Source organism: Arthrobacter sp. Soil764 (assembly GCF_001428075.1).
Classification (GTDB): domain Bacteria; phylum Actinomycetota; class Actinomycetes; order Actinomycetales; family Micrococcaceae; genus Arthrobacter.
Window position 1 is genome coordinate 71,690 of sequence record NZ_LMSI01000025.1, and the last position, 22,387, is coordinate 94,076.

Here is a 22,387-nt window from a genome sequence, read left to right on the forward strand (position 1 = left end):
TGACTCTGGTCACAGGTGTGATGGGCGGCTCAACGTGGCGTAGCCTGATTTCATGAGTGTCCAGCTAGGCATGCCCCAGCCGCGGGAGGAAGCAGCATCGGCGCTGCCCGGCGTTCCCGCGCGCCGCCCGGCCGATGCACCGGCCGGGCTGGTGGATCGGTATGGCCGCCGCGCCACCGACATGAGGCTGTCCCTGACGGACAAGTGCAACCTCCGCTGCACCTACTGCATGCCGGCAGAGGGCCTGGAATGGCTCGCCAAGCAGGCTGTCATGTCTGCCGGGGAGATCGTGCGGACTGTCAAGGTTGGCGTGGAGCAGCTGGGTGTCCGCGAACTGCGGCTGACCGGCGGCGAGCCGCTTGTCCGGCACGACCTGGTGCAGATCATCGCGGAACTGCGGGCCAACCACCCGGACCTGCCGATCTCCATGACCACCAACGGTGTTGGCCTGGCCAAGAAGGCCGCAGCCCTCAAGGAAGCCGGCCTGACCCGCATCAATGTGTCACTGGATTCCCTGCATGAAGAAACGTTCACCAAGCTGACCCGGCGTCCGTTCCTGGGCCAGGTCCTGGCCGGCGTGGACGCCGCGTGGGCTGCCGGCCTGGGCCCGGTCAAACTGAACGCTGTCCTGATGCGCGGCATTAACGATGCCGAATCGCCGCAGCTGCTCGACTGGGCGTTGGGACGCGGCTACGAACTGCGGTTCATCGAACAGATGCCGTTGGACGCCGATCACGGCTGGACCCGCCGCAACATGATCACCGCAGCCGAGATCCGCGATCTGCTGTCCCGCGACTTTGTCCTCAGCCCCGATCCCCGGGCGCGTGACGGTGCCCCTGCGGAGCGGTTTGAAGTACGACGGCGGGCGGCAGGTTCGGCGGATCCGGCTGGTCCGGTGCTGGGCACCGTGGGAATTATCGCTTCCGTCACGGAGCCGTTTTGCTCTGACTGCCGGCGCACCAGGATCACTGCCGAGGGCAAGATCATGAGTTGCCTGTTCTCGCGCGAGGAGTTCGACCTGCTGGGCTTGTTGCGGGCCGGCGCCACCGACGATGAGCTGGCGCAGCGGTGGCAGGACGCCATGTGGATCAAACCGAAGGCCCACGGCATGGACCATGTGGGACTGGATGCTCCGGACTTCGTCCAGCCGGACCGCAGCATGAGCGCCATCGGGGGCTGACCGGGATGCTTGTACGTTATTTTGCTGCCGCACGCGCTGCCGCAGGTTTCGAGGAAGAAAAGTTCGAACTTCCCGATGGTGCTACCGTGGCGGACCTGCTGGAGGCGGTGCTCGCCGTGGAGCGTGCCGAACCCCCTGCCGGGACGCCGCCGCTTCCGCGCATCCTGTCCCGCAGCAGCTTCCTGCTCAATGAGGTGGCGGTGCGGGACCGCTCGACAGTTCTTGGTCCGGACGACGTGGTGGACGTGCTGCCTCCGTTCGCCGGCGGGTAAATAAGCGGGTTGCAGCCGGAACAGCTTTTCGAGGCTGCCGCGGCCTTCTGATTGCCTGGGGCCGCTGATAGCCCGGCGCAGCTTGGAATGTCAGACCCCCGTTGGATGATGTCTTCATGGGAATCGGCAGCGGTTGTGGAGTGGTTTTGGAGGGTGTTCATGCCTCTGTTGCCGCCCTCGATGCGCTGGACCGCGAGGATGCTTTCCTGGCTGCCGGGGCAGGTGTTGGTGCCGGTCTGGATGTGTTGCAGCGGCGGTACGAGCTCCGGCTGGAACGGCTGGAAGTCTCGTCCCGTTTGAGGGCACAGCTGGCGGCCGTGGAAGCCCGGGACGCGGCGGAGTGCGTTGGGTTCCAGCACGCGATGCTTGCCCCGGACGCGCCGGTGCATGAGCGCACGTTCGCGGAGATGTCAGCGGTGGAGGAGATCGCGGGGGTCCTGACCATCAGCTCCGGTGCCGCCGGGGCATTCGTGGAGCAGTCCCGGCGGGTGTGTTCCCTCCCGCAGGTCCTTGAGGCTTTGGCCGCCGGAGACCTGTCCTGGCAGCACGCCCGGATTGTTGCCGACGAAACCGAAGGCCTCACCCCGGACGGTGCCGCCGCCCTGGTGGCGCACTTCTTCGACCCCGATGCCCCGAACCCGGCCCGCGGCGCCGCCCCCGGCGAACTCGTGCCATCGCGATTCCGGGTCAGAGTCCGCGCCTGGCGGGAACGCCACCACCCCGAAAGCCTGCAGAAGCGGCACGCGAAGGGTGTTGCGGACCGGCGAATGGAATACACCCCGGACCGCGACGGCATGGCCTGGATCTCCCTCTGCCTTCCCGGCGACACCGCCTGCGCCATCTGGAACCGCACCACCGCCACCGCCCGCGGCCTCCAAGGCCCCAACGAACCCCGCACCCTCACCCAGCTCCGCCCCGACATCGCCGCATCGCTCCTCCTCGGCGCCGGAACGTCTGCGCGTGAGGCTGCTGCGGGTGAGGCGGCCGGGAGGACTGGTGATGCTGCGGGAACGGGTGCAGGCAGCGTTTCCGGTACCGGGAGCGCTGCGGGGAGCAATAGTGATATTGGACGAGTACCCACGCCGCGTGCGGACGTGCTGGTCATGGTCCCGGTCTTCTCCCTCCTCGGGCTGACGGAGGAACCGGCGGTGCTGGACGGCCACGGCCCCATCCCGGCGTCGATGGCACGCAAACTCGTCGCGGACGGGGCGGAGTCGTTCTACCGCGTCCTGGTCGACCCCCGCGACGGCGCCCCGCTGGAGATTGGACGCACCCGCTACCGGCTCACGGAGACCATCAAACAATGGATCCGGATGCGGGACGGCAAATGCACCTTCCCCGGTTGCAGCAACCACACCGCCGACATCGAGAGCGACCACCTCACCGCCTGGGAAAACGGCGGAACCACCGGCACCAGCAACCTGGCACAACTCTGCCCAAAGCATCACCGGCTCAAGCACGCCCGCCCGTGGGTACCCGATGCCGCAAGCAAGAACGGACCGCCCGGCTGGACCTCACCCACCGGCCGCCACTACAAACCCGAGCACCCCGACCGGGAACCAACCCACTGGCCACCAGGAATCCTGGAGTCACCAGCCGAGATGCCGGATTGGCCGGACGTGCCGGAAGTGCTAAGTGGAGAGCCACCCGGTGACCGCTTCATTGACCCGGACGAACTCTCACCGGCCGATCCGCTGTGGGACGACTTCTACGCGATGGCATTCCGCCTGCCGCCGGATCCAGAAATGAACTGGCAGTTGTTGCTGATGTGAATAGTCCTGCTGAACCCTGTGCTGGCAACACTGGTGGTCCACTGTCCAGCGTTCGTGGTTCCAAGCAGCCATTGTTACCCCCGTGAGCCGGTTCCAAGCGCCATGGCCATCAATGCCGCCCGGCTGTGGACTCCGCAAGCCTGGAAGATTTGCTTGAACTGGTCCTGAACAGTGTATGGAGTCACTCCTTGGGTATCCGCCATAGTTCCTGTGTCCGCCCCGGCAGCAGCCAACCACAACAGCTCCCTCTGCCGCTGCGTAAGACCGAAGACCCGGGCGAAGATGTCCAGCCGGTCCGAAGGCATACAGCCCTGAATGGTGACGGCCAGCGGCGGTGTCGAGCCCTCTGCGGCAGGGGCAATCCGGTTGGCTCGCAGCAGTGCCCATCTACCGGAACCAATATGCACCCTGCTCTCCGCGTCATGGTGGTCCACTCCGGCCTCCCTCGCGAGCAACTGCGCACCAACGTTCAGCACCTCGGCCGGAACCTGGTGATGCGGGACGGGACCGGGTTGCAACAGATGGAGCCACTCGTTGACCGATTCAGTCCGGCCAACCACGGCGAGGTCTTCGCTCAAGGTCAGGACACCCTGCTCGGGTAATCCCTGCCTCCCTCTACCCGGCCCAGGGGCCATGTCCTGTCGAGAAGGTGCACCGGGCAGCGCAGAGTCGCCTTTCCGGGAAGCCAGATCCAGCCCAACCATAACGTCGGGCGTGGTTCCTGCATGGAATTGCCTGGCCACGGAACGACGCAATCCCGGTGTCAGCGCCGCTGCCAGCTCAGCCAGGTAAGTGGTTTCTTCTTCCGTAAAGTCGTCTGCTTCTCCAGTTCGCCAGAGATCAAGCCAGGCCCAGCACCCGTGCTGGTCGGCGAAGACGACTGACAGCACGTCGCGAACGTCGTAGCGATTCAGCACTCCCCTCCACAACAGGCTGCGGGCAGGATCACCCTGGGTTGCGTGCTGAAGGCTCAGTGCGGGGACTGAAGAGGCTATCAACCCGGTCCAGCGCGCCGGAGGGGAAAGGTACTTGAGACGGATGAGTGCTGGCAGTTCCTGCGGACAGGGAATCCTGGCCCGAGGAGCCATGCCTACCGTCGTGCGGGGGTCGCAAAGAGGCCAGACGAATGCGTCGAAGGGCACCATGGTGCCCACTTCCGTGAGCACGGCTTTTCGGAGAGCCTGGTGGTCCCGGATGGATCCAGCAAGAACCCGGATGCGTTCAAGGCTTCGGACCATCGCCCAGGCCCTCTTCATTCCCCCAGTATGCTCCCGCCGGCACCACCGGACCCGACGCACCCGCCACCCAGATTTCTGGGATACCGGCCAGGGACCGTGCCGTCTATGTTGGCGGCGTGGGCAGCGCCCACGTCGGCAAACGAGTGAGGAGACTCCGATGTACACCCTGCAGATCGAACACACCATCACGGACTTCCAAACCTGGAAGACCGCTTTTGACCGCGACCCGGTCAACAGGGCGGCTTCCGGGGTGCTCTCCCACCGGATTGGCCAACCAGTCGGGGACCCGCACTACATCGTTGTTGAGCTGGACTTCGCGGATTTGGACAAGGCGGAGCGATTGCTCTCGGACCTGCGCGAACACGTGTGGCATTCCCCTGCCAACGCCCCTGCTCTCGCCGGAGCGCCAAAGACCCGCATCATCGAGGCAGCGGCCTGAACCGCTGTTCAGACGCGGTGGAACTCCGAGCGCATGAACGGCCTGTAGGGCGAAGCCTTGCCGTTGGTGCCAGCGTCAGGGGCGTCGCCGCCGTCGTCCTTGCCCATCACCCGCAACTCGGTGACGTGAATGAGGATATCCCCCTCAACGTGGACTGAATGCCGTGTCCACCCGGCGTCGCTGGGGCGCTCAACGCGCAGGACGCCGTCGCGCCAGGTACATCGGGCGGCGCTGCCTGGCGGCACACCGGTGCTGTCGACGTAGTACCAGAGCACATCCTTGCGGACCGGATCAACCGTGAAAATTCCATGGCCTTCAAAATGGCTGCCGTCCGGCTCAACGTGCCGGTAGCTCTGCACAACACCGAGGCCTCCGGCCACCTGGTGGTAGGACACCTCGGCGTCCACGCTGTGCTCCGGCCCCCAGGGACCGGAAGCCACATACGTGTGGCCCCGCCAGTGCCCCACCAGACGGGATAGCCCCGGATGGGTGCGCTCCACTGTTGGCCCGTTCACCGTTCCGCCACCTCCTGCCGAAGATCATTCCCCCTCAGGATGGGCTCTCCAGGGCCGGGCCGCCAGTGTCCCACGGCAACAGTCTCCCGTGGGCAGCATTGCCCGGTGGCTCCAGGTGCTACAGCCCGAAGGTTTCGGTCTCATCGAAGGGACCCACTACGGTGATGGTCCGCGGCGCGGCAGCGAGTTCGGCCGCAAGTTCCTGGACCTGTTCGGTGGTGACGGCTTTGATCAGCCGCAGGGTTTCATCAATGTCCTGGTATTCACCGGACACCAGTTCGGCGCGGCCCAGCCGGGACATCCGCGAGCCGGTGTCTTCCAGTGCAAGGACGATTCCGCCGCCGAGTTGTCCCACGGCCTTGCGGAGTTCGTCGTCGGAAATTCCATGTTCGGCGAGCTTGTCGAGCTCAATACCAAGCAGGTCCACAACCTGGCGCACCTTGGACGGGGTGCAACCCGCGTACATCCCAAAGTAGCCGGCGTCGGCGTAGGACGACGCAAAGGAGTAGGTGGAGTACACCAGTCCACGCTTCTCGCGAACCTCCTGGAACAGTCGGGAGGACATGCCGCCGCCGAGGACCGCGTTCAGGACACTCATGACGTAGCGCCGTTCGTCGGTGGCAACGATCGTGGGGCATCCCATAATGATGTTTGCCTGCTCCACGGCGCGCTTGACCACATGCAGGCCGGCGGTTCCCGTGATCAGGGCGCGCTCGGTGGAGCGCCGCTGCACCGGTGCGGCGTCGGCTTCCAACGACCAACCGGCGGTCTGCAGGGCGTCCACCACCATGCCGCACACCTTGTCGTGGTCCAGGCCGCCTGCGGCGGTGATGACCAGTTCTTCGGGCTTGTAGTACCGGCGGTAGTGCTCCCACACTGAATCGCGGGCCACGGCCTTGATGGCAGCCGGGGTGCCGCCAATCGGCCGTCCAAGGGGGTGGCTGCCGAGGACCGCGGCGACGAAGTGCTCGTGCGCAACATCCGTGGGGTCATCGCTGTCCATCGCGATTTCCTCCAGGATGACATCCCGTTCCTGCTCCATCTCGTCAGGGTCCAGCACAGCGCCGGTGATCATGTCCGCGATGACATCGATGGCCATGGGCAGGTCGGAGTCCAGGACGCGGGCAAAGTAGCACGTGCTTTCCTTGGCTGTTGCCGCGTTTGATTCACCGCCCACCTCATCAAAGGCAGAGGCAATTTCCAGGGCCGTGCGGCGCCTGGTGCCTTTGAACAGCAGGTGCTCCAGGAAGTGGGTGGACCCGTGCTGGCCGGGCGCCTCGTCCCGGGACCCCACGCCCACCCAGAACCCGATGGTTGCCGACCGCTGGCCCGGCATCGCCTCCGTCAGTACCCGCACTCCCCCTGGCAGTACTGAACGGCGGACCTCGGACCCGCCGTCGGAGCCGTGGACCAGGGTGTCGCCGGCGTGGTTCTGCTCAAGCGGCAGGGGTACAACAGTCATTGATGCCTTTCAGGACGGGCAGCCGGGATCTGGCTGCCATCGTAACAGCGGCGGGACCGGTGGATCATCCCCTGTTCTCCAACCAGTGGGAAGTGTTCCGATCCTCGGGCCAGCCCACTCCGGGCCCGTATTCCCGGAGCCTCCGCGCCTTCTTCCTCGGCAACCACCGGGGCGAGCGAGAGCTTTCCACGGTCATCGATCTTGGTGATTTCCACCTGGACCTTCTGGCCCACCGACACAACGTCGTCGACGTTGTCCACGCGCTTGCCGTTGGCCAGCTTGCGGAGCTCGGAGATGTGCAGGAGGCCGTCCTTGCCCGGGGTCAGCGACACGAAGGCACCGAAGGTGGTGGTCTTGACGACCGTGCCCAGGTAACGCTCGCCGATCTCGGGGACCTGCGGGTTGGCGATGGCGTTGATGGCGGAGCGTGCTGCATCCGCAGACGGACCGTTCGTGGCGCCAATGTAGACCGTGCCGTCGTCCTCGATGGAGATGTCGGCGCCGGTGTCCTCCTGGATCTGGTTGATCATCTTGCCCTTGGGGCCGATGACCTCGCCGATCTTGTCCACGGGGATCTTCACGGCGATGACGCGCGGTGCGAACTCGGAGAGCTCGTCCGGGGTGTCGATGGCCGAGTTGAGGACCTCGAGGATGTGCAGGCGTGCTTCGCGGGCCTGCTTCAGTGCTGCTGCCAGCACGGAAGCGGGGATGCCGTCGAGCTTGGTGTCCAGCTGAATGGCCGTGACGAACTCGGAGGTACCGGCAACCTTGAAGTCCATGTCACCGAAGGCGTCTTCGGCGCCGAGGATGTCGGTCAGGGCCGCGTAGCGGGTCTGGCCGTCAACCTGGTCGGAGACCAGGCCCATGGCGATGCCGGCGACGGCGGCCTTCAGGGGCACACCGGCGTTCAGCAGGGACAGGGTGGAGGCGCAGACGGAACCCATCGACGTCGAGCCGTTGGAGCCGAGGGCCTCGGACACCTGGCGGATGGCGTAGGGGAATTCCTCGCGTGAAGGCAGCACGGGCACAATGGCACGCTCTGCCAGGGCGCCGTGGCCGATTTCGCGGCGCTTGGGCGAGCCCACGCGGCCGGTCTCACCGGTGGAGTATGGCGGGAAGTTGTAGTTGTGCATGTAGCGCTTGCGCGTGACGGGAGACAGCGAGTCGATCTGCTGTTCCATCTTGAGCATGTTCAGTGTGGTGACACCCATGATCTGGGTCTCGCCGCGCTCGAAGATGGCCGAACCGTGAACGCGGGGCAGAACCTCAACTTCGGCGGTGAGCTGGCGGATGTCCGTCAGGCCACGACCGTCAATGCGGACCTGGTCCTTCAGGATGCGCTGGCGCACAACGTGCTTCGTGACGGAGCGGAAGGCAGCGGACAGTTCCTTCTCGCGGCCTTCGAACTGGCCGGCGAGGTTGGCGAGGACCTCGTCTTTGAGTGCGTCGGAGGCGTTGTCGCGTTCCTGCTTGTCGGCGATCTGGAAGACAGCGGCAAGCTTGTCGGCGGCGGCGGATTCGACAGCCGCGTAGACGTCGTCCTCGTAATCCAGGAAGACCGGGAACTCGACAGTGGGCTTTGCAGCGCGTGCGGCCAGATCGGCCTGGGCGTCGCAGAGTGCCTTGATGAACGGCTTGGCAGCCTCGAGGCCCTCGGCCACAACCTCTTCAGTGGGGGCGGTGGCGCCCTGTTCCTTGATGAGGTTCCAGGAGTTGTCGGTGGCTTCGGCCTCAACCATCATGATGGCGACGTCGTCACCTGCAACGCGGCCGGCAACCACCATGTTGAAGACGGAGTTCTCCAGCTGCGAGTGCTTGGGGAAAGCAACCCACTGCGATCCGTTTTCGTCGGCCACCAGGGCAACGCGGACGCCGCCGATGGGGCCGGAGAACGGGAGGCCGGACAGCTGCGTGGACATGGAGGAAGCGTTGATCGCCACCACGTCGTACAGCTCGTCGGGGTTGATGGCCAGGACGGTGACCACGATCTGGACCTCGTTGCGCAGGCCCTTGATGAATGCGGGGCGCAGCGGGCGGTCCATCAGGCGGCAGGCCAGGATGGCTTCGGTGGACGGGCGGCCTTCACGGCGGAAGAACGAGCCCGGGATGCGGCCGGCAGCGTACATGCGCTCTTCGACGTCGACCGTCAGCGGGAAGAAGTCAAAGCCTTCACGCGGGTGCTTGCCGGCAGTGGTGGCGGACAGCAGTGCGGTGTCATCGTCGATGTACACCATGGCTGCGCCGGCTGCCTGCTTGGCAAGGCGGCCGGTTTCGAAGCGGATTACGCGCTTGCCGAAACGGCCATTGTCAATGACTGCTTCCGAGAACTGGATTTCGGGACCCTCCAAGAGAGTCACCTCCGTTTCTGTTTGACGGAAGTCCAGCCGCATCAACCCGGCCAGCATCTGTCTACTGGCCCTGCACCCGGTCATCGATCGAGACCCACGGGCCGCCGGCTTCAGTCAACGAAGCCGTTCCCGGGGATCACTACCGAGGACCGCGAATGCGTGATGCGGTTGATCCTCCTGTTTAGTTTTTATTTGAAGAAGGCGGCCCGATCCGGAAGGAAAGGGCCGCCCGAAGCCAGACTAGCGGCGCAGGCCGAGGCGCTCGATGAGCGAACGGTAGCGGGCGATGTCAGTCTTCTTGAGGTAGCTCAGCATACGCTTGCGACGACCAACCATGGCCAGCAGACCGCGCTGGGTGTGGTAATCGTGCTTGTGCTCCTTCATGTGCTCAGTCAGATCCTTGATCCGCTGGGTCAGGACAGCAACCTGGACCTCCGGTGAACCGGTGTCGCCTTCTACGGTTGCGTATTCCTTGATGATGGACTGCTTTACAGCGGCGTCAAGTGCCACAATAACTCCTTGGGAATGTGCCGTGAGGGCCCAGGTCAGTAACTCACTGCCGGGTCTGCCGGGTACGTCCTGATCCGGCGAAGCGGAGCAGGCGGACTGCAACAGGAACCAGCCGCCACGGACTGCAGCCGGATCCATCGTCCAGTTTACCGGCCCCGGCCTGACCTTGTCGAAACAGTGCGGTCGAAACAGTGCGCTTGTCAGCCCTGGAGCCGGCCCCGGATGGCCGCCATGCCCTGGAGGACTTCCGTGAAACTGGTACTCAAGGGTGACAGCCCCACCCGGATGCCGTGCGGCGAACGGAAGTCCGGGATCACGTCCCCTTCCCAGAGTGCCTCCACGGTGGCCTTGCTGAAGTGGGGATGATCCACCGTGATGTGGCCTCCCCGCTCCCCCGGGTCCCGCGGCGACGCCAGTTCCGCACCCAGCGGGGCCAGCCAGGCGTCGAAGACCTCCACGGCGAACGCGGTCAGCGCCAGGGACTTCTCCCGGATGGCAGCCATGGTGGTTTCCTCGATGAGGTCCATGGTCCCCTGCATGGCGATCATGCCGAAAATGGCAGGGGTGCCGCTGAGGAAGCCGCGGATGCCGGCGGCCGGTTCATAACCAGCAGCCATCTCAAAGGCGTTCTTGCGCCCCATCCACCCCCAGATGGGCTGGCTCAGCGAGGGCAGGTGCCGGGCATTGACGTAGGCGAAGGCAGGCGAACCGGGACCGCCGTTGAGGTATTTGTAGGTGCAGCCGCCTGCGAAGTCCACCTCCGCGCCGTCCAGGTCGATCTCCACCGACCCCGCCGAATGGCAAAGATCCCACACCACCAGGGCGCCGGCGTCGTGCACTGCAGCGGTGATGGCGGGAAGGTCGGCCAGGTGGCCGGAGCGGTAGGCAATCTGGCTGAGGAGTACGACGGCGGTCCGCGGCCCGGTGGCCTGGCGCACCTGCTCGAGGGTCACCCCGGCCGCGGGATCAGGCTTGATCCAGCGGAGGGTCAAGCCTTCCTCGAGGGCGATGCCCTCCACCAGGTAGCGGTCGGTGGGGAAGTTTTCGGTGTCCAGCACCAACTCGTTGCGGTCGGGGTCCTGCACCGCGGCCAGGGCTGCGCGGATCAGTTTATAGAGGACCACGGTGGTGGAATCGGCAATGATGGTCTGGCCCGGCGCTGCCCCGAGGACGGCGCGGCCCAGCTGGTCTCCAATGGACTGCGGCATGCTGAGCCACTTTTCGTCCCAGCCGCGGATCAGGCGGCCGCCCCATTCGTCGCGGATGAAGGCGGCGACGTCGTCGGCGGTGCGCTTCAGTGGCCTGCCCAGGGAGTTGCCGTCAAGGTAGGACAGGGGCGTGTCCGTGCCGATGAAGAGGTCCCGGCAGTGCGCCAGGGGGTCCCGGCGGTCCAGCTCTTCGGCCCGCGCGCGGAGTTCTTCGGCGGTCACCCTGGTGGGGTTTTCCTGGTGGATGCTCATTGTCCGATCTCCGTCCTGACAGCGAATAGTTCCGGGAAGAACGTCAGTTCCAGTGCCTTCTGCAGGAAGGTGACGCCGCTGGATCCCCCGGTGCCCGTCTTCATGCCGATGGTCCGCTGGACGGTGCGCAGGTGCCGGAACCGCCAGAGCTGGAAGTTGTCCTCCAGGTCAACCAGTTCCTCGCACGCCTCGTAGGCCGCCCAGTTGTCCGCCGCGTTTTCGTAGATGTGCTTGAAGAGCGGGACCAGTTCCGGGGCGAACTCGTGCGCCCGGGTGACGTCCCGGTCCAGAACCGAACGGGGTACGTCGAAACCCTGCCGGGCGAGGTACGCCAGGAATTCGTCGTAGATGCTGGGTGCGGCCAGCAGTTCCTCCAGCATGGCATGCGCTTCGGGGTCGGATTCGAAGACCGGCAGCATCTTGCGGTTCTTGTTGCCCAAAACGAATTCGACGGCGCGGTACTGGGCGGACTGGAACCCCGACGAGTTGCCCAGGAAGCCGCGGAACTGCGAATACTCGGTGGGCGTCAGGGTAGCCAGGACGGACCACTGCTCGGTGAGGGTCTTCTGGATGTGCTTGACCCGGGCAATGCCCTTGAGCGCCGACCCAAGATCGTCCTCCCGGAGCCAGGCGGCGGCGCTCCGCAGCTCATGCAGGACCAGCTTGAGCCACAGCTCCGTGGTCTGGTGCTGGATGATGAACAGGAGCTCGTCGTGGTGTTCGGGCTGGCTGACCGGCTGCTGGGCGCTGAGCAGCGTGGGTAATTGCAGGTAGGAGGCGTAGCTCATCCGCGAGCTGAAGTCGCGGACGATCCCCTTATCCAGCTTGCGGGTGTTCTTTTCGACGGACACGTGCTGCCTTTCGTTGTGCTCACCCGGTTGCTGAAGCTCCGGCGGATGCTGGAATCAGCGGCCGCTGAGGAGATGGTGGGCCTGGGCCACATCCAGCCGCATTTGTTCCACCAGGGCCTCAGGGCCACGATAGGCCACCATGCCGCGCAGCCGCGCCACGAATTCAACGATCACTGTCTGGCCGTACAGATCGAAGTCCTCCACGGCCTCCTTGGGCCGGTCGATCACGTGCGCTTCAACCTGGCGGCTCACGCCGTCGAACGTGGGATTGGACCCTACCGAGATCGCGGCCGGCCAGCGCGTGCCGGCCTGGTCCACGAGCCAGCCGGCGTAGATGCCATCCGCAGGAATCAGCCCTGAGGCGTTCGAGGAGAGGTTGGCCGTGGGGAAGCCGAGGGCACGGCCGCGGGCGGCGCCATGGACCACCTCGCCGCGCATCCTGTGCGGGCGGCCCAGGACGGAGGCGGCAGTGGCCACGTCGCCCTCCTGCAGGGCCTCGCGCACCCAGGTGGAGGAACAGCGCCGGTCCGTGCCGTCGTCGTCATGCAGGGGGTAGCCCTCCGCCCCGAACTCGCTGATGACTTGAACGTCGAAGCCGAACTTGTCGCCCAGCGCCTTCATGGTGTCCAGGTCCCCGGAGTTGCCCCGTCCAAAGCGGGCGTCATGGCCGATGACCACGTGGCTGGCATGCAGGCAATCCACCAGGTACTGCTCCACGAATTCCTCCGCCGTGAGGCTGGCGAGGTCCAGCGAGTACTTGACCACCAGGACGGCATCCAGTCCCAATTCGCCCAGCGCCTCCAGCTTGTCATCCAGGCCCATGATCAGCTCCGGGGCGGCCTCGGGACGGTGGATGACCGCCGGGTGGGGGTCGAACGTCACGGCAACAGCCTTGGCGTGGGAGAGACGGGCCGAACGGATCAGCTGGGACAGCACCTGCTGGTGGCCGCGGTGGACACCGTCAAAATTGCCGAAAGTGACAACGGATGGGCCGAAATCCGCCGGGACATCGGACGGATCGTTCCAGATGTAAACCATCACCCTCGCCTTAAGCTGCCTGCATCAACGTTCCGGAACCATGCCGGCCGCGGAACTCTTCAAGATTACCCGGATTCATTGTGCTGCCCTTGACACCCTGACGCCCCCGGCGCCACGCGGTTGCTTTGGCTTCACCGGGAAGCGCTGGCACGCGGTCCAGCCACCGAAGGCCGGCGCCGGTAAAGCCACACCAGGCCAAGGATGGGCAGCAGCAGCGGTATGAAGCCGTAGCCGCGGCCAAACAGGGACCACACCGTCTCGTGCGGGAACTGCACGGAATCCAGGATGCTCAGGGTCCCCACCACCAGGACACCCACCAGTTCAACCAATACTGCGGCCACGGAGACCTTGAACCAGGTGGTTCCGGCCTTGGCCAGTGACACTGTGGCCACCACGTAGACCAGCGCGGCGAAGGCGGAGAGCAGGTAGGCCAGCGGAGCCTCGGAGAACTTGGTGAGGATCTGGTAGCCGGCACGGGCGGTGGCCGAGATGGCGAAGACTCCATATACGGCAATCAGGAGGCGGCCGGGGCCGGTGTTGCGGGTATTGCGGACGGATCCGTCCCGTGTGGCCGTCTGGGCCTGCTTGTCTTTCATTCCTGCTGCTTCTTCCACTTCAGTACCAGATCTGGTTCATTCGGGCAGCCATGACGAGTGCCGTGACGCCGACTGCGGCCAGGACAAAATTGCTCCACCGTGTGCGCTCCAGGATGGACCAGTAGATCGCTGCCGGCGGCAGGAGCATGGCGGTGGCCATATAGCCCCAGAACTCCCACGCCTCGCCGGCAATGTGTTCGCCGGCAGTGACCCGGACGATGGAACCCACCAGGTACACCACCAAGGCCACTTCCACCGCAACGACAGACAGGATGGTCACGTCGTTCGGCGCCTTCTTCAGGATGCCTGCGCCCAGGCATACCAGCGTCGACACCAGGCCGACGACCAGGACGATCCAAAAATATGCGTCCACGCTTTAGGCCTCTGCGGCGGCGGTTGCGGCAGCCCCGGAGCCGGGGGCGAAGACAAGCACCGGCTTGGCGTAGCTGCCGGCGTCGGCAAGAAGGGCCACCAGGCTGCCATCGGGGGCGAAGGCAGCGGCGGGATGTTCGGCGGTGGCAGCGCCGGGAGCGCCAGGGGCGGCCCCGGCAGCAATGCGCCGCCCAAAGGAGATCTCCGTGGTTTCCTCGGCGCTGAGTTCACGGTTGGGCATCAGCGCGCGGGCAGCTTCGGACATTTCGAGGACGTTGAGCTCCTGGGCCAGCTGTTCAAGGGTGCGCGCCTGATCCAGGGAATAGGGGCCCACGTGGGTCCTGCGGAGGGCGGTGAGGTGGCCTCCCACGCCGAGTGCGTTGCCAAGGTCCCTGGCCAGGGCGCGGATATAGGTACCGGAAGAGCATTCGACCGTGACGTCGAGGTCAACCACATCCGCATCGGGATCGCGGCGGATGGCATGCACCTCGAAACGGTGGATGGTGACAGGGCGTGAGGCCAGCTGCACCTCCTCACCTGACCGCACCCGCGCGTAGGCCCGTTCGCCGTTCACCTTTATGGCGCTGACGCTGCTGGGCACCTGCTGGATGTCGCCCGTGAGGGCCGAGACGCCGTCGTAAATTGCCTGCTCGCTGACGCCGGACGTGCCGGCCGTGCTGGTGACCTCCCCTTCCGCGTCATCGGTGACGGTGGACTGGCCCAGCCGGATGGTGGCGGTGTAGGTCTTTGAGGTGCCCACGATGTAGGTCAGCAGCCGCGTGGCCTTGTTGATGCCCACCACCAGCACGCCGGTGGCCATCGGGTCCAGGGTTCCTGCGTGCCCCACTTTCCGGGTCCCTGCGAGGCGCCGCATCCGGCCAACCACATCATGGCTGGTCCATCCCTGCGGCTTGTCCACTATCACCAGTCCAGAAAGCACGCCTCCCAGTATATCGGCGCTGGTAGGCCCGCCTGCCCACCCACCGGGGCCTGCGGTACGGTCCGCGGCAGGCCCGCTGTGACGGTTAGGATGGCTGGCATGCCTGAGCTTGCCGCCCATGTCCGCGACGTGCCCGTCAACCAGATCCGCGAGATCACCGAGGCCGCGTGGCGCACTCCCGGCGCCATTGTGCTGAGCATCGGGGAGCCCGGGTTCCCGCTCCCCCGCCATGTCCTGGACGCAGGCATCGCCTGCCTGGACCGCGACGAAACCAACTACACGCCCAACGCGGGGATTCCCGCCCTTCGTGAAGCGTTCGCTGCCAGATTCCGCGAAGAACAGGGAGTGGACGTCGGCGCTGACCGCGTCTATGTAGTGTCCGGTGCGCAGCAGGGCCTGCACTTCGCCATGAGCCTGCTGCTCTCCCCCGGAGACGAGATCCTTATCCCCAACCCGGGCTACCCCACCTTCGCCATGACCAGCCGGCTGCTCAATGCCGTCCCCGTAGGCTATCCGCTGCACCCCGAACACGGCTTCCAGCCCCGGGTTGCCGATGTGGAGGCGCTGATCACCAGCCGCACCCGGGTGCTGGTCCTCAATTCCCCCTCCAACCCGCTCGGCGCCGTGCTGGGTGAGGAAGTGGTCCGGGAACTGATGGACCTGGCCCGCCGGCACGACATTTGGGTGGTCTCGGATGAGTGCTATGAGGCGTTCACCTACGATGTGCCCCACGTCAGCCCGGCAAGGTTCGACGGCGGCACCACGGCGGATGCGCGCGTGTTCACTTCGCTGACACTGTCCAAGACCTACGGCCTGACCGGGCTGCGCATCGGCGCCCTGGTCTGCCCGCCGGGGCTCGAACAGAAGATGGACAACGTCATGGAATCGATCGTCTCCTGCGTGGCGTCTGCACCGCAGTATGCGGCGCTGGCGGCCCTGACGGGGCCGCAGGACTACGTCCGGCACGCGCACCGGCACTACCGGGAGAACCGGGACGCCGCTTCTGCGGTGCTGGCAGCGAAGGGGATCCCGTACCTTCCGGCGCAGGGCGCGTTCTACCTCTGGGCTGATATGTCCCATGTAAGTGACGGGGATGTGCGGGCCTGGGTCCGGCGTTTCCTCGCAGACTCCGGTGTGGCCCTGGCTCCGGGGACCGCTTTCGGCTCCATTGGCGAGGGGTGGGTCCGGATCGCGCTCTGCGGCCGGAAACAGGATCTGCTGGAGGGGCTGTCCCGGCTTCCGGACGCCCGGCCGTAGACCGCGGGGCCGGTGCCGGGCTTCGGGCGCTGCGTGTGTACCTAGCTGCGGGCTCCGGCAATGGCCTTGTCCAGCCAGGAACGGAGGACCCCCGCGGGTGCGGCGCCGGCCTGGCGCGCTACGACCTTTCCGTCAACGAGCACCATCAAGGTGGGAATTGCCTGCACATCGAACCGCTGCGACAGGACCGGCGACGTGTCCACGTCCACCTTCACCAGCTTGATCTTCCCGGGCCGTTCCCGGGCCAGCTTGTCCAGGACCGGGCTGACCATCCGGCAGGGTCCGCACCAGGCGGCCCAGAAATCGACCAGCACCGGAACCGGGGATTGCTCCGCCACGGCCGCGAAGTCGCTGTCGCCTGCCGATACGATCCAGGGCAGGTCCGCCTTGCAGTTGCCGCAGCGTGGGTGGCCCGTAGCCTGGGCCGGAACCCGGTTGGTTTTGCCGCAGGCGGGGCAGCTCAAAAGTGTGGGCTCCATGGCTAATATTCCTTCCTGCTGTCAAAGGCGCGCCACGCCTGGAAGGGGACGTCCGACGTCGGGATGTCACCTTTGGTGACCGGCATCAGCTCCGGCGCCGCGCCGCTGAAGTAGTCGTAGAAGAGTGCGTCATCGAAGCCTGCCGCCGCGGCCCCGTGCCGGTCTGCGGCGTAGTAGACGCGGCCGATCCTGGCCCACAAGGCGGACGCCAGGCACATGGGGCACGGCTCGCAGCTTGCGTAGAGGACAGAACCGGTCAGGTCGAAATCGGATGCAGCGGCGGCCGCCGCCCGGATGGCCACCACTTCCGCGTGGGCGGTCGGGTCGTTGTCCCTGGTCACCCTGTTGACCCCGGTGTGGACACGTCCGTCCGGCGTCACCACCACCGCACCGAATGGCCCGCCGCCCTCCGCGACGTTGCGCGTGGCCAACTCCACGGCCTGTTCGAGGTACTGAGCCTGCCCAGGATGCTGGGTAAACCCAGGGTGCTGGGCAGATTCGGGGTGCTGCAAGCCCCTGTTGCCGTGGTCTGCGGACGTCATAGCACGATCCTAGCCACAGGCGCCCCGTTGGGGGACGAAAAGGGGGCAAGGAAGGGGGGATGCCCCCAACGACTACCCGCTGGTAGGGGCCTACGCTTGCGCCCGGGGGACCATTTCGCCTCTGCGGAGGCTTCATATCCAGCCCGCAAGGGCATCTCGCACCCCGGAGTACCCAATGAAACGACAACTTACCTTTATCGCCTGCGTGGCCGCCGCCACGATGGTGCAGGCCGCACCGGCTTTCGGATCCAGCCACAACCCTGACTATGAAGAGATGGCGACCGGCCTCGTTTCGCCCCTCCATCTCGCGGTGGGCAGCGGTGAAACTGTCCGCGTCAGCCAGGATTTCGCCGGGATCCTCACCCGCGTGGAGCACGACGGCGAAAGGGAGGATATTCATACCGCGGAGCAGGGTTGGGAAGTTGCCGGGGTGGACATCCACGATGGCATGACGTATTTCCTTGAAAGTACCGGAGCAGGGCAAGGTGACCCCGCCGCTCTCCAGGGCTACCTCAAGTCCATTGACTCCAAGGGTGATGTGGACACCATCGCCAACTTCGCGGACTACGAACGGAAGCACAACCCCGACGGGGACCAGCACTACGGTTTTGAGCCCGATGTCAGCGACAAGTGCCTGGCGGGTTGGCCGGCCTTCCCGCCCGCCCGGTACACAGGAACGGTGGATTCCCACCCCTACGCCCTGGCAATCAAGGGCAATATTGCCTATGTGGCGGATGCCGGCATGAACGCGATCCTCAAGGTGAATCTCACATCGGGCGCCATTTCGACGCTGGCCGTCCTGCCGCCAAGGCCAGCCAAGGTCCCGGCCGGCCTTCAGATTCCCGTTGACATGCAGGGCAATACTATGGCGGTTCCTGAATGTGTTGTTGGCCAGAAGTATGCCTTCGAACCCGTTCCCACCGATGTCGAAATCGGGCCGGACGGCTGGCTGTATGTCACCTCACTGCCTGGTGGCCCGGAAGGACCGGAAATGGGTCCGCGCGGTGCGGTCTTCAAGGTGAATCCGTGGAACGGTGACACGACTGTTTGGGCGGACCATATCCTGAGCCCCACCGGGCTGGCTGTGGCAGACAACGGGGAAATCTACGTGGCGTCGCTGTTTGGCGGAGAAATTCTGAAGTTCACCTGCGATGCCGAGCGGTCACGTTTCCTTTCCGTGAACCAGCCCGCCGACGTTGAGTACAGGGACGGGGATGTCTTCGCCACGGTGGATGCACTGATGGGGCTCTCAGACCCGTCAGCACCGGACGCTTCCGCTCCCAAGCCTGCAGGCCGGGTCATCGAAGTCGACCGCTGACAAGTGGCCGCACATACGCAACAGGACCCGGAGATGCCTCCGGGTCCTGTTGCTGTGTTGCTGGCTAAGTCGGCTGCCTACTTGTTGCCGTCTTCGTCGAGGTCCTCATCGTCGCTGAGGTCCAGGTCCTCTTCGTCGAAGTCGTCCTCATCGATGTCCACGTCAGCCACCGCGTCGGACTTGTACGGGTCCGCGTCGCCAGCGTGCCGGGCGTTGGCGGCAAGCGCAGCAACCTCGGCGTCCCGCTTCTTGGCTTCGCGCAGCAGTTCCTCCAGGTTGGAGGCGTTGACCGGAATCTGGTCAGCCACGAACTCAAGGGTGGGAGTCAGCCGGACGGTGATGTTCCGTCCAACTTCCTGCCGGAGCACACCCTTGGCCTTCTCAAGGCCCTTGGCAGCATCAGCCTGGACAGCCTGGTCGCCGAAGACGGTGTAATAAACGGTGGCGTGCTGCAGATCATTGGTCACGCGGGCATCAGTAACAGTAATGCCCTCCAGCCGGGGATCCTTGACCTTCCGGCCCAGAGCCTCAGCAACAACAACCTTAATCCGCTGCGCCAACTTGGCAGCACGTGCCGGATCAGCCATGAACAACTCCTAAAAGAAGAAAAAATTTGGGCGTACGACGGCGGCGCAGCAGGGGCTGCGTTTCGCATCGTACAAAGGTCGCCACGCACCCAAGCGAGCCGATGACGCACCCGTTGGATTTTTCCGGCGGCCCGGGAGTGGCATCGGGCCTGCCGAAGCTGGGCGGCCGACGTCGTAAGACGTTGGCCGCCCAGCGAAGGGGCGGGGCCGCCGGAAAAATCCAACGGCCCCGGCCACGGACTAACAAGTGTTAGACGCGCGGCTTCTCGCGCATCTCGAAGGTCTCGATGATGTCGCCTTCGGTGATGTCGTTGTACGACCCAAGACCGATACCACATTCGAAGTCCGTGCGGACCTCGGTGGCGTCGTCCTTGAAGCGCTTGAGCGTCTCAACGGTGAGGTTGTCACCGATGATCTTGCCGTCGCGGCTGATCCGTGCCTTGGTGTTACGGCGGATGATGCCGGAGCGGACGATCGAGCCGGCGATGTTTCCGAACTTGGAGGAGCGGAAGACTTCGCGGACCTCGGCGGTGCCGAGCTGGACTTCTTCGTATTCCGGCTTGAGCATGCCCTTGAGCGCTGCTTCGATGTCATCGATTGCTGCGTAGATGACGGAGTAGAAGCGCATGTCCACGCCTTCGCGGTCTGCCAGTTCGGCAACCCGCTCGGCGGGCTTGACGTTGAAGCCGATGATGACGGCGGAGTCGACCGTTGCCAGGTTGACGTCGTTCTGGGTGATGGCACCCACACCGCGGTGGATGACGCGCAGCTGCACGCCTTCGCCGACGTCGATCTTGAGCAGCGCGTCTTCGAGGGCTTCGACGGCACCGGACACGTCACCCTTGAGGATGAGGTTGAGGGTGTCGATCTTGCCTTCGGCGACGGCCTGGTCGAAGTCTTCCAGGCTGATGCGCTTGCGGCGCTTGGCCAGGGCGGCGTTGCGGTCGGCGGCTTCACGCTTCTCGGCGATCTGGCGGGCGGTGCGCTCGTCAGCGGTCACGAAGAAGGTGTCGCCGGCGCGCGGCACGTTGGACAGACCCAGCACCTGGACGGGGCGGGACGGGCCGGCCTCGGTCAGGGCGCTGCCGTCGTCGTCGAACATCGCACGGACACGGCCGTGGGCCGTGCCTGCCACGATGGTGTCGCCGACGCGCAGGGTACCGGACTGCACCAGGACGGTGGCAACGGCACCGCGGCCCTTGTCCAGGTTGGCTTCGATCGCGATACCGCGGGCGTCCTTGTTCGGGTTGGCGCGCATGTCCAGGGCGGCGTCCGCGGTGAGCAGGACGGCCTCGAGCAGCTCGTCGATGTTGAGGTTCTGCCGTGCAGAGACCTCAACGAACATGGTGTCGCCACCGTATTCCTCGGGAACCAGGCCGTATTCGGTCAGCTGGCCACGGACCTTGTCCGGGTTGGCGCCTTCCTTGTCGATCTTGTTCACTGCCACGACGATCGGCACGTTGGCCGCCTGGGCGTGGTTGAGGGCTTCAACGGTCTGCGGCATTACGCCGTCGTCCGCTGCGACCACCAGGATGGCGATGTCGGTAACCTTCGCACCACGGGCACGCATGGCGGTGAACGCCTCGTGGCCGGGGGTATCGATGAAGGTGATCTTGCGGTCGTCGCCTTCGTGGTTGTGCGTGACCTGGTAGGCACCGATGTGCTGCGTGATGCCGCCGTGTTCGCCGGCCATGACGTCGGACTTGCGGATGGCATCGAGCAGGCGGGTCTTACCGTGGTCGACGTGGCCCATGACGGTGACAACCGGAGGACGTGCCTCGAGTTGCTCGTCGCCTTCGGCTTCCAGTTCGGCATCGAAGTCGATGTCGAACCCGGAGAGCAGCTCGCGCTCCTCGTCTTCCGGCGACACTACCTGGAGCTTGTAGCCCAGCTCTTCGCCCAGCAGGGCGAAGGTCTCCTCGTCCAGCGACTGCGTTGCCGTGGCCATTTCACCAAGGTGGAACAGCACGGTCACCAGCGCGGCGGGGTTTGCCTCGATCTTGTCGGCGAAGTCCGTGATGGACGAGCCGCGGCGGAGCCGGATGACGGTGTTGCCGTCGCCGCGGGGTACGCTCACGCCACCCAGCGACGGGGCACTCATCTGCTCAAGTTCCTGGCGCTTGGCGCGCTTGGACTTGCGCTGCTTGCCACGGCCTGCGCCGCCCTTGCCGAAGGCACCCTGGGTGCCGCCGCGGCCGCGGCCGCCCTTGCCGAAGCCACCGCCGGCGGGAGCTCCGCCGCCGGCACCGGGACCACCGGTTCCGGGTGCGCCGCCGGGGCGTCCGGGACCGCGGCCGCCGCCACCGGGACGGCCTGCACCTGCGGGTGCGGGACGCTCAGTGCGGTTGGGCATCATGCCGGGAGTAGGACGGGGACCTCCGGGGCGGGGTGCGCCCGGACGGGGTCCGCCTGCGCCGGCTGCGGGGCGGGGTCCGCCTGCACCGGCTGCGGGACGCGGTCCGCCCGGACGGGGTCCACCGGCACCGGCTGCGGGACGGGGACCACCGGGGCGGTCGCCGTCGTTGCGGCTGCCACCGGGACGGGGCATGCCCTGCGAGGTGGCGAAGGGGTTGTTGCCCGGACGCGGGGCGCGTTCACCGTCTCCGCCGCGGCCGCGGGGCATGCCCTGCGAGGTGGCGAAGGGATTGTTGCCCGGGCGGGGACCGCCGGGACGGGGGCCGGACCCACCCGAGGTGGATCCACCGGGACGGGTGGACGGAGCCGGGGTGTCGGCCTTGGGTGCCGGGCGTGCACCGGGCTTGGCGCCGGTGGACGGAGCACCCGAGGTGGGCGCAGCCGAGGACGGAGCCGCGGGGGCGGCAGGCGCGGCGGCCTGCGCGGCCGGCGCTTCTGCCTGTGCGGGGGCGGCGGGGGCAGCGGGAGCCGGTGCCTGTGCCTTGGGGGCCGGAGCCTTGGGTGCAGCAGGGCCGGGAGCCGGTGCTGAAGGACGTGATTCTGCTGCGGGAGCAGGTGCCTTGGGCGCAGCGGCGGGCGCTGCGGCCGGTGCCGCTGACTTGGCAGCGGCGTCGGGGAACGCGTTGCGCAGTTTACGCACAACGGGGGCCTCAATGGTGGAAGAGGCGGAGCGAACAAATTCGCCCAGTTCCTGCAGTTTTGTCACTGCATCTTTGGAAGTAATACCGAGCTCTTTGGCGAGCTCATGTACGCGGACCTTGGCCACATTTCTCCTGTCTCGGTCCGCACCGAGCCA

The 22,387-nt window shown here is 65.9% G+C and carries 21 protein-coding genes; 6 read left to right on the forward strand and 15 right to left on the reverse strand.

The window, feature by feature from the left end; genetic code table 11:
• Positions 1 to 52: 52 nt before the first annotated feature.
• The 3 genes from moaA (at position 53) to ASG86_RS19350 (ending at position 3,224) form a co-directional block, all read left to right on the forward strand.
• The gene (gene moaA, locus ASG86_RS19340; protein WP_200946298.1) at positions 53 to 1,180 is read left to right on the forward strand and encodes a GTP 3',8-cyclase MoaA; all 1,128 of its coding nucleotides are present in this window, start codon (positions 53 to 55) and stop codon (positions 1,178 to 1,180) included.
• Between the two features lie 5 nt (positions 1,181 to 1,185).
• Positions 1,186 to 1,452, forward strand: a complete 267-nt coding sequence (locus ASG86_RS19345; protein ID WP_056338374.1) for a MoaD/ThiS family protein — start codon at positions 1,186 to 1,188, stop codon at positions 1,450 to 1,452.
• Between the two features lie 116 nt (positions 1,453 to 1,568).
• The gene (locus ASG86_RS19350) at positions 1,569 to 3,224 is read left to right on the forward strand and encodes an HNH endonuclease signature motif containing protein (RefSeq protein ID WP_056338741.1); all 1,656 of its coding nucleotides are present in this window, start codon (positions 1,569 to 1,571) and stop codon (positions 3,222 to 3,224) included.
• 74 nt (positions 3,225 to 3,298) lie between these two features.
• Here ASG86_RS19350 and ASG86_RS19355 read toward each other — a convergent pair whose 3' ends face one another.
• Positions 3,299 to 4,480, reverse strand: coding sequence for a helix-turn-helix transcriptional regulator (locus ASG86_RS19355; RefSeq protein WP_056338376.1), 1,182 nt, complete (start codon positions 4,478 to 4,480; stop codon positions 3,299 to 3,301).
• 139 nt (positions 4,481 to 4,619) lie between these two features.
• On the opposite strand from ASG86_RS19355, the gene ASG86_RS19360 reads away from it, so the two are divergent.
• A complete protein-coding gene (locus ASG86_RS19360) occupies positions 4,620 to 4,901 on the forward strand; it encodes a hypothetical protein (RefSeq protein WP_056338380.1) in 282 nt (93 codons plus the stop codon).
• A gap of 8 nt (positions 4,902 to 4,909) precedes the next feature.
• On the opposite strand, the gene ASG86_RS19365 is transcribed toward ASG86_RS19360, so the two are convergent.
• The 10 genes from ASG86_RS19365 to truB all read right to left on the reverse strand — a co-directional run bounded on the left by ASG86_RS19365 (position 4,910) and on the right by truB (position 14,993).
• Complete coding sequence (locus tag ASG86_RS19365; RefSeq protein ID WP_056338383.1) at positions 4,910 to 5,416, reverse strand: DUF1579 family protein; 507 nt, start codon at positions 5,414 to 5,416, stop codon at positions 4,910 to 4,912.
• Positions 5,417 to 5,534: 118 nt separating this feature from the next.
• Entirely contained in the window at positions 5,535 to 6,878 is a 1,344-nt protein-coding gene (locus ASG86_RS19370; RefSeq protein WP_056338386.1) for a M16 family metallopeptidase, read from the reverse strand.
• The gene (locus tag ASG86_RS19375; RefSeq protein ID WP_235565249.1) at positions 6,875 to 9,226 is read right to left on the reverse strand and encodes a polyribonucleotide nucleotidyltransferase; all 2,352 of its coding nucleotides are present in this window, start codon (positions 9,224 to 9,226) and stop codon (positions 6,875 to 6,877) included. The genes ASG86_RS19370 and ASG86_RS19375 overlap by 4 nt, the downstream gene beginning before the upstream one ends.
• Positions 9,227 to 9,466: 240 nt before the next feature.
• The gene (gene rpsO, locus ASG86_RS19380) at positions 9,467 to 9,736 is read right to left on the reverse strand and encodes a 30S ribosomal protein S15 (RefSeq protein ID WP_056338389.1); all 270 of its coding nucleotides are present in this window, start codon (positions 9,734 to 9,736) and stop codon (positions 9,467 to 9,469) included.
• A 200-nt stretch (positions 9,737 to 9,936) separates the two neighbouring features.
• Entirely contained in the window at positions 9,937 to 11,196 is a 1,260-nt protein-coding gene (locus ASG86_RS19385; RefSeq protein WP_056338392.1) for a kynureninase, read from the reverse strand.
• Complete coding sequence (gene kynA / locus ASG86_RS19390; RefSeq protein ID WP_056338395.1) at positions 11,193 to 12,047, reverse strand: tryptophan 2,3-dioxygenase; 855 nt, start codon at positions 12,045 to 12,047, stop codon at positions 11,193 to 11,195. The genes ASG86_RS19385 and kynA overlap by 4 nt, the downstream gene beginning before the upstream one ends.
• 54 nt (positions 12,048 to 12,101) lie before the next feature.
• Positions 12,102 to 13,085: a bifunctional riboflavin kinase/FAD synthetase gene (locus ASG86_RS19395; RefSeq protein WP_056338398.1), complete on the reverse strand. Its 984-nt coding sequence runs from the start codon at positions 13,083 to 13,085 to the stop codon at positions 12,102 to 12,104.
• A gap of 131 nt (positions 13,086 to 13,216) precedes the next feature.
• Entirely contained in the window at positions 13,217 to 13,681 is a 465-nt protein-coding gene (locus tag ASG86_RS19400) for a hypothetical protein (protein WP_056338744.1), read from the reverse strand.
• Positions 13,682 to 13,700: 19 nt separating this feature from the next.
• The gene (locus tag ASG86_RS19405) at positions 13,701 to 14,054 is read right to left on the reverse strand and encodes a hypothetical protein (protein WP_056338402.1); all 354 of its coding nucleotides are present in this window, start codon (positions 14,052 to 14,054) and stop codon (positions 13,701 to 13,703) included.
• A 3-nt stretch (positions 14,055 to 14,057) separates the two neighbouring features.
• Positions 14,058 to 14,993 (reverse strand): tRNA pseudouridine(55) synthase TruB, encoded by a 936-nt coding sequence (gene truB / locus ASG86_RS19410; RefSeq protein WP_082566865.1) that lies wholly within the window; start codon positions 14,991 to 14,993, stop codon positions 14,058 to 14,060.
• Positions 14,994 to 15,092: 99 nt separating this feature from the next.
• Between truB and ASG86_RS19415 the strand changes: the two genes are divergently transcribed.
• Positions 15,093 to 16,250, forward strand: coding sequence for a pyridoxal phosphate-dependent aminotransferase (locus ASG86_RS19415; RefSeq protein WP_200946299.1), 1,158 nt, complete (start codon positions 15,093 to 15,095; stop codon positions 16,248 to 16,250).
• Between the two features lie 41 nt (positions 16,251 to 16,291).
• Here ASG86_RS19415 and trxA read toward each other — a convergent pair whose 3' ends face one another.
• Both trxA and ASG86_RS19425 read right to left on the reverse strand, forming a co-directional pair.
• Entirely contained in the window at positions 16,292 to 16,729 is a 438-nt protein-coding gene (trxA, locus tag ASG86_RS19420) for a thioredoxin (RefSeq protein ID WP_056338410.1), read from the reverse strand.
• 2 nt (positions 16,730 to 16,731) lie between these two features.
• A complete protein-coding gene (locus tag ASG86_RS19425; protein WP_235565240.1) occupies positions 16,732 to 17,271 on the reverse strand; it encodes a nucleoside deaminase in 540 nt (179 codons plus the stop codon).
• 175 nt (positions 17,272 to 17,446) lie between these two features.
• Between ASG86_RS19425 and ASG86_RS19430 the strand changes: the two genes are divergently transcribed.
• Positions 17,447 to 18,589: a ScyD/ScyE family protein gene (locus ASG86_RS19430; protein WP_056338414.1), complete on the forward strand. Its 1,143-nt coding sequence runs from the start codon at positions 17,447 to 17,449 to the stop codon at positions 18,587 to 18,589.
• 77 nt (positions 18,590 to 18,666) lie between these two features.
• Here the strand turns inward: ASG86_RS19430 and rbfA are convergent, their stop codons facing one another.
• Together rbfA and infB are read right to left on the reverse strand one after the other, a co-directional pair.
• Complete coding sequence (rbfA, locus tag ASG86_RS19435) at positions 18,667 to 19,176, reverse strand: 30S ribosome-binding factor RbfA (protein WP_056338417.1); 510 nt, start codon at positions 19,174 to 19,176, stop codon at positions 18,667 to 18,669.
• A gap of 250 nt (positions 19,177 to 19,426) precedes the next feature.
• A complete protein-coding gene (gene infB, locus ASG86_RS19440) occupies positions 19,427 to 22,357 on the reverse strand; it encodes a translation initiation factor IF-2 (protein WP_056338420.1) in 2,931 nt (976 codons plus the stop codon).
• Positions 22,358 to 22,387 lie beyond the last annotated feature (30 nt).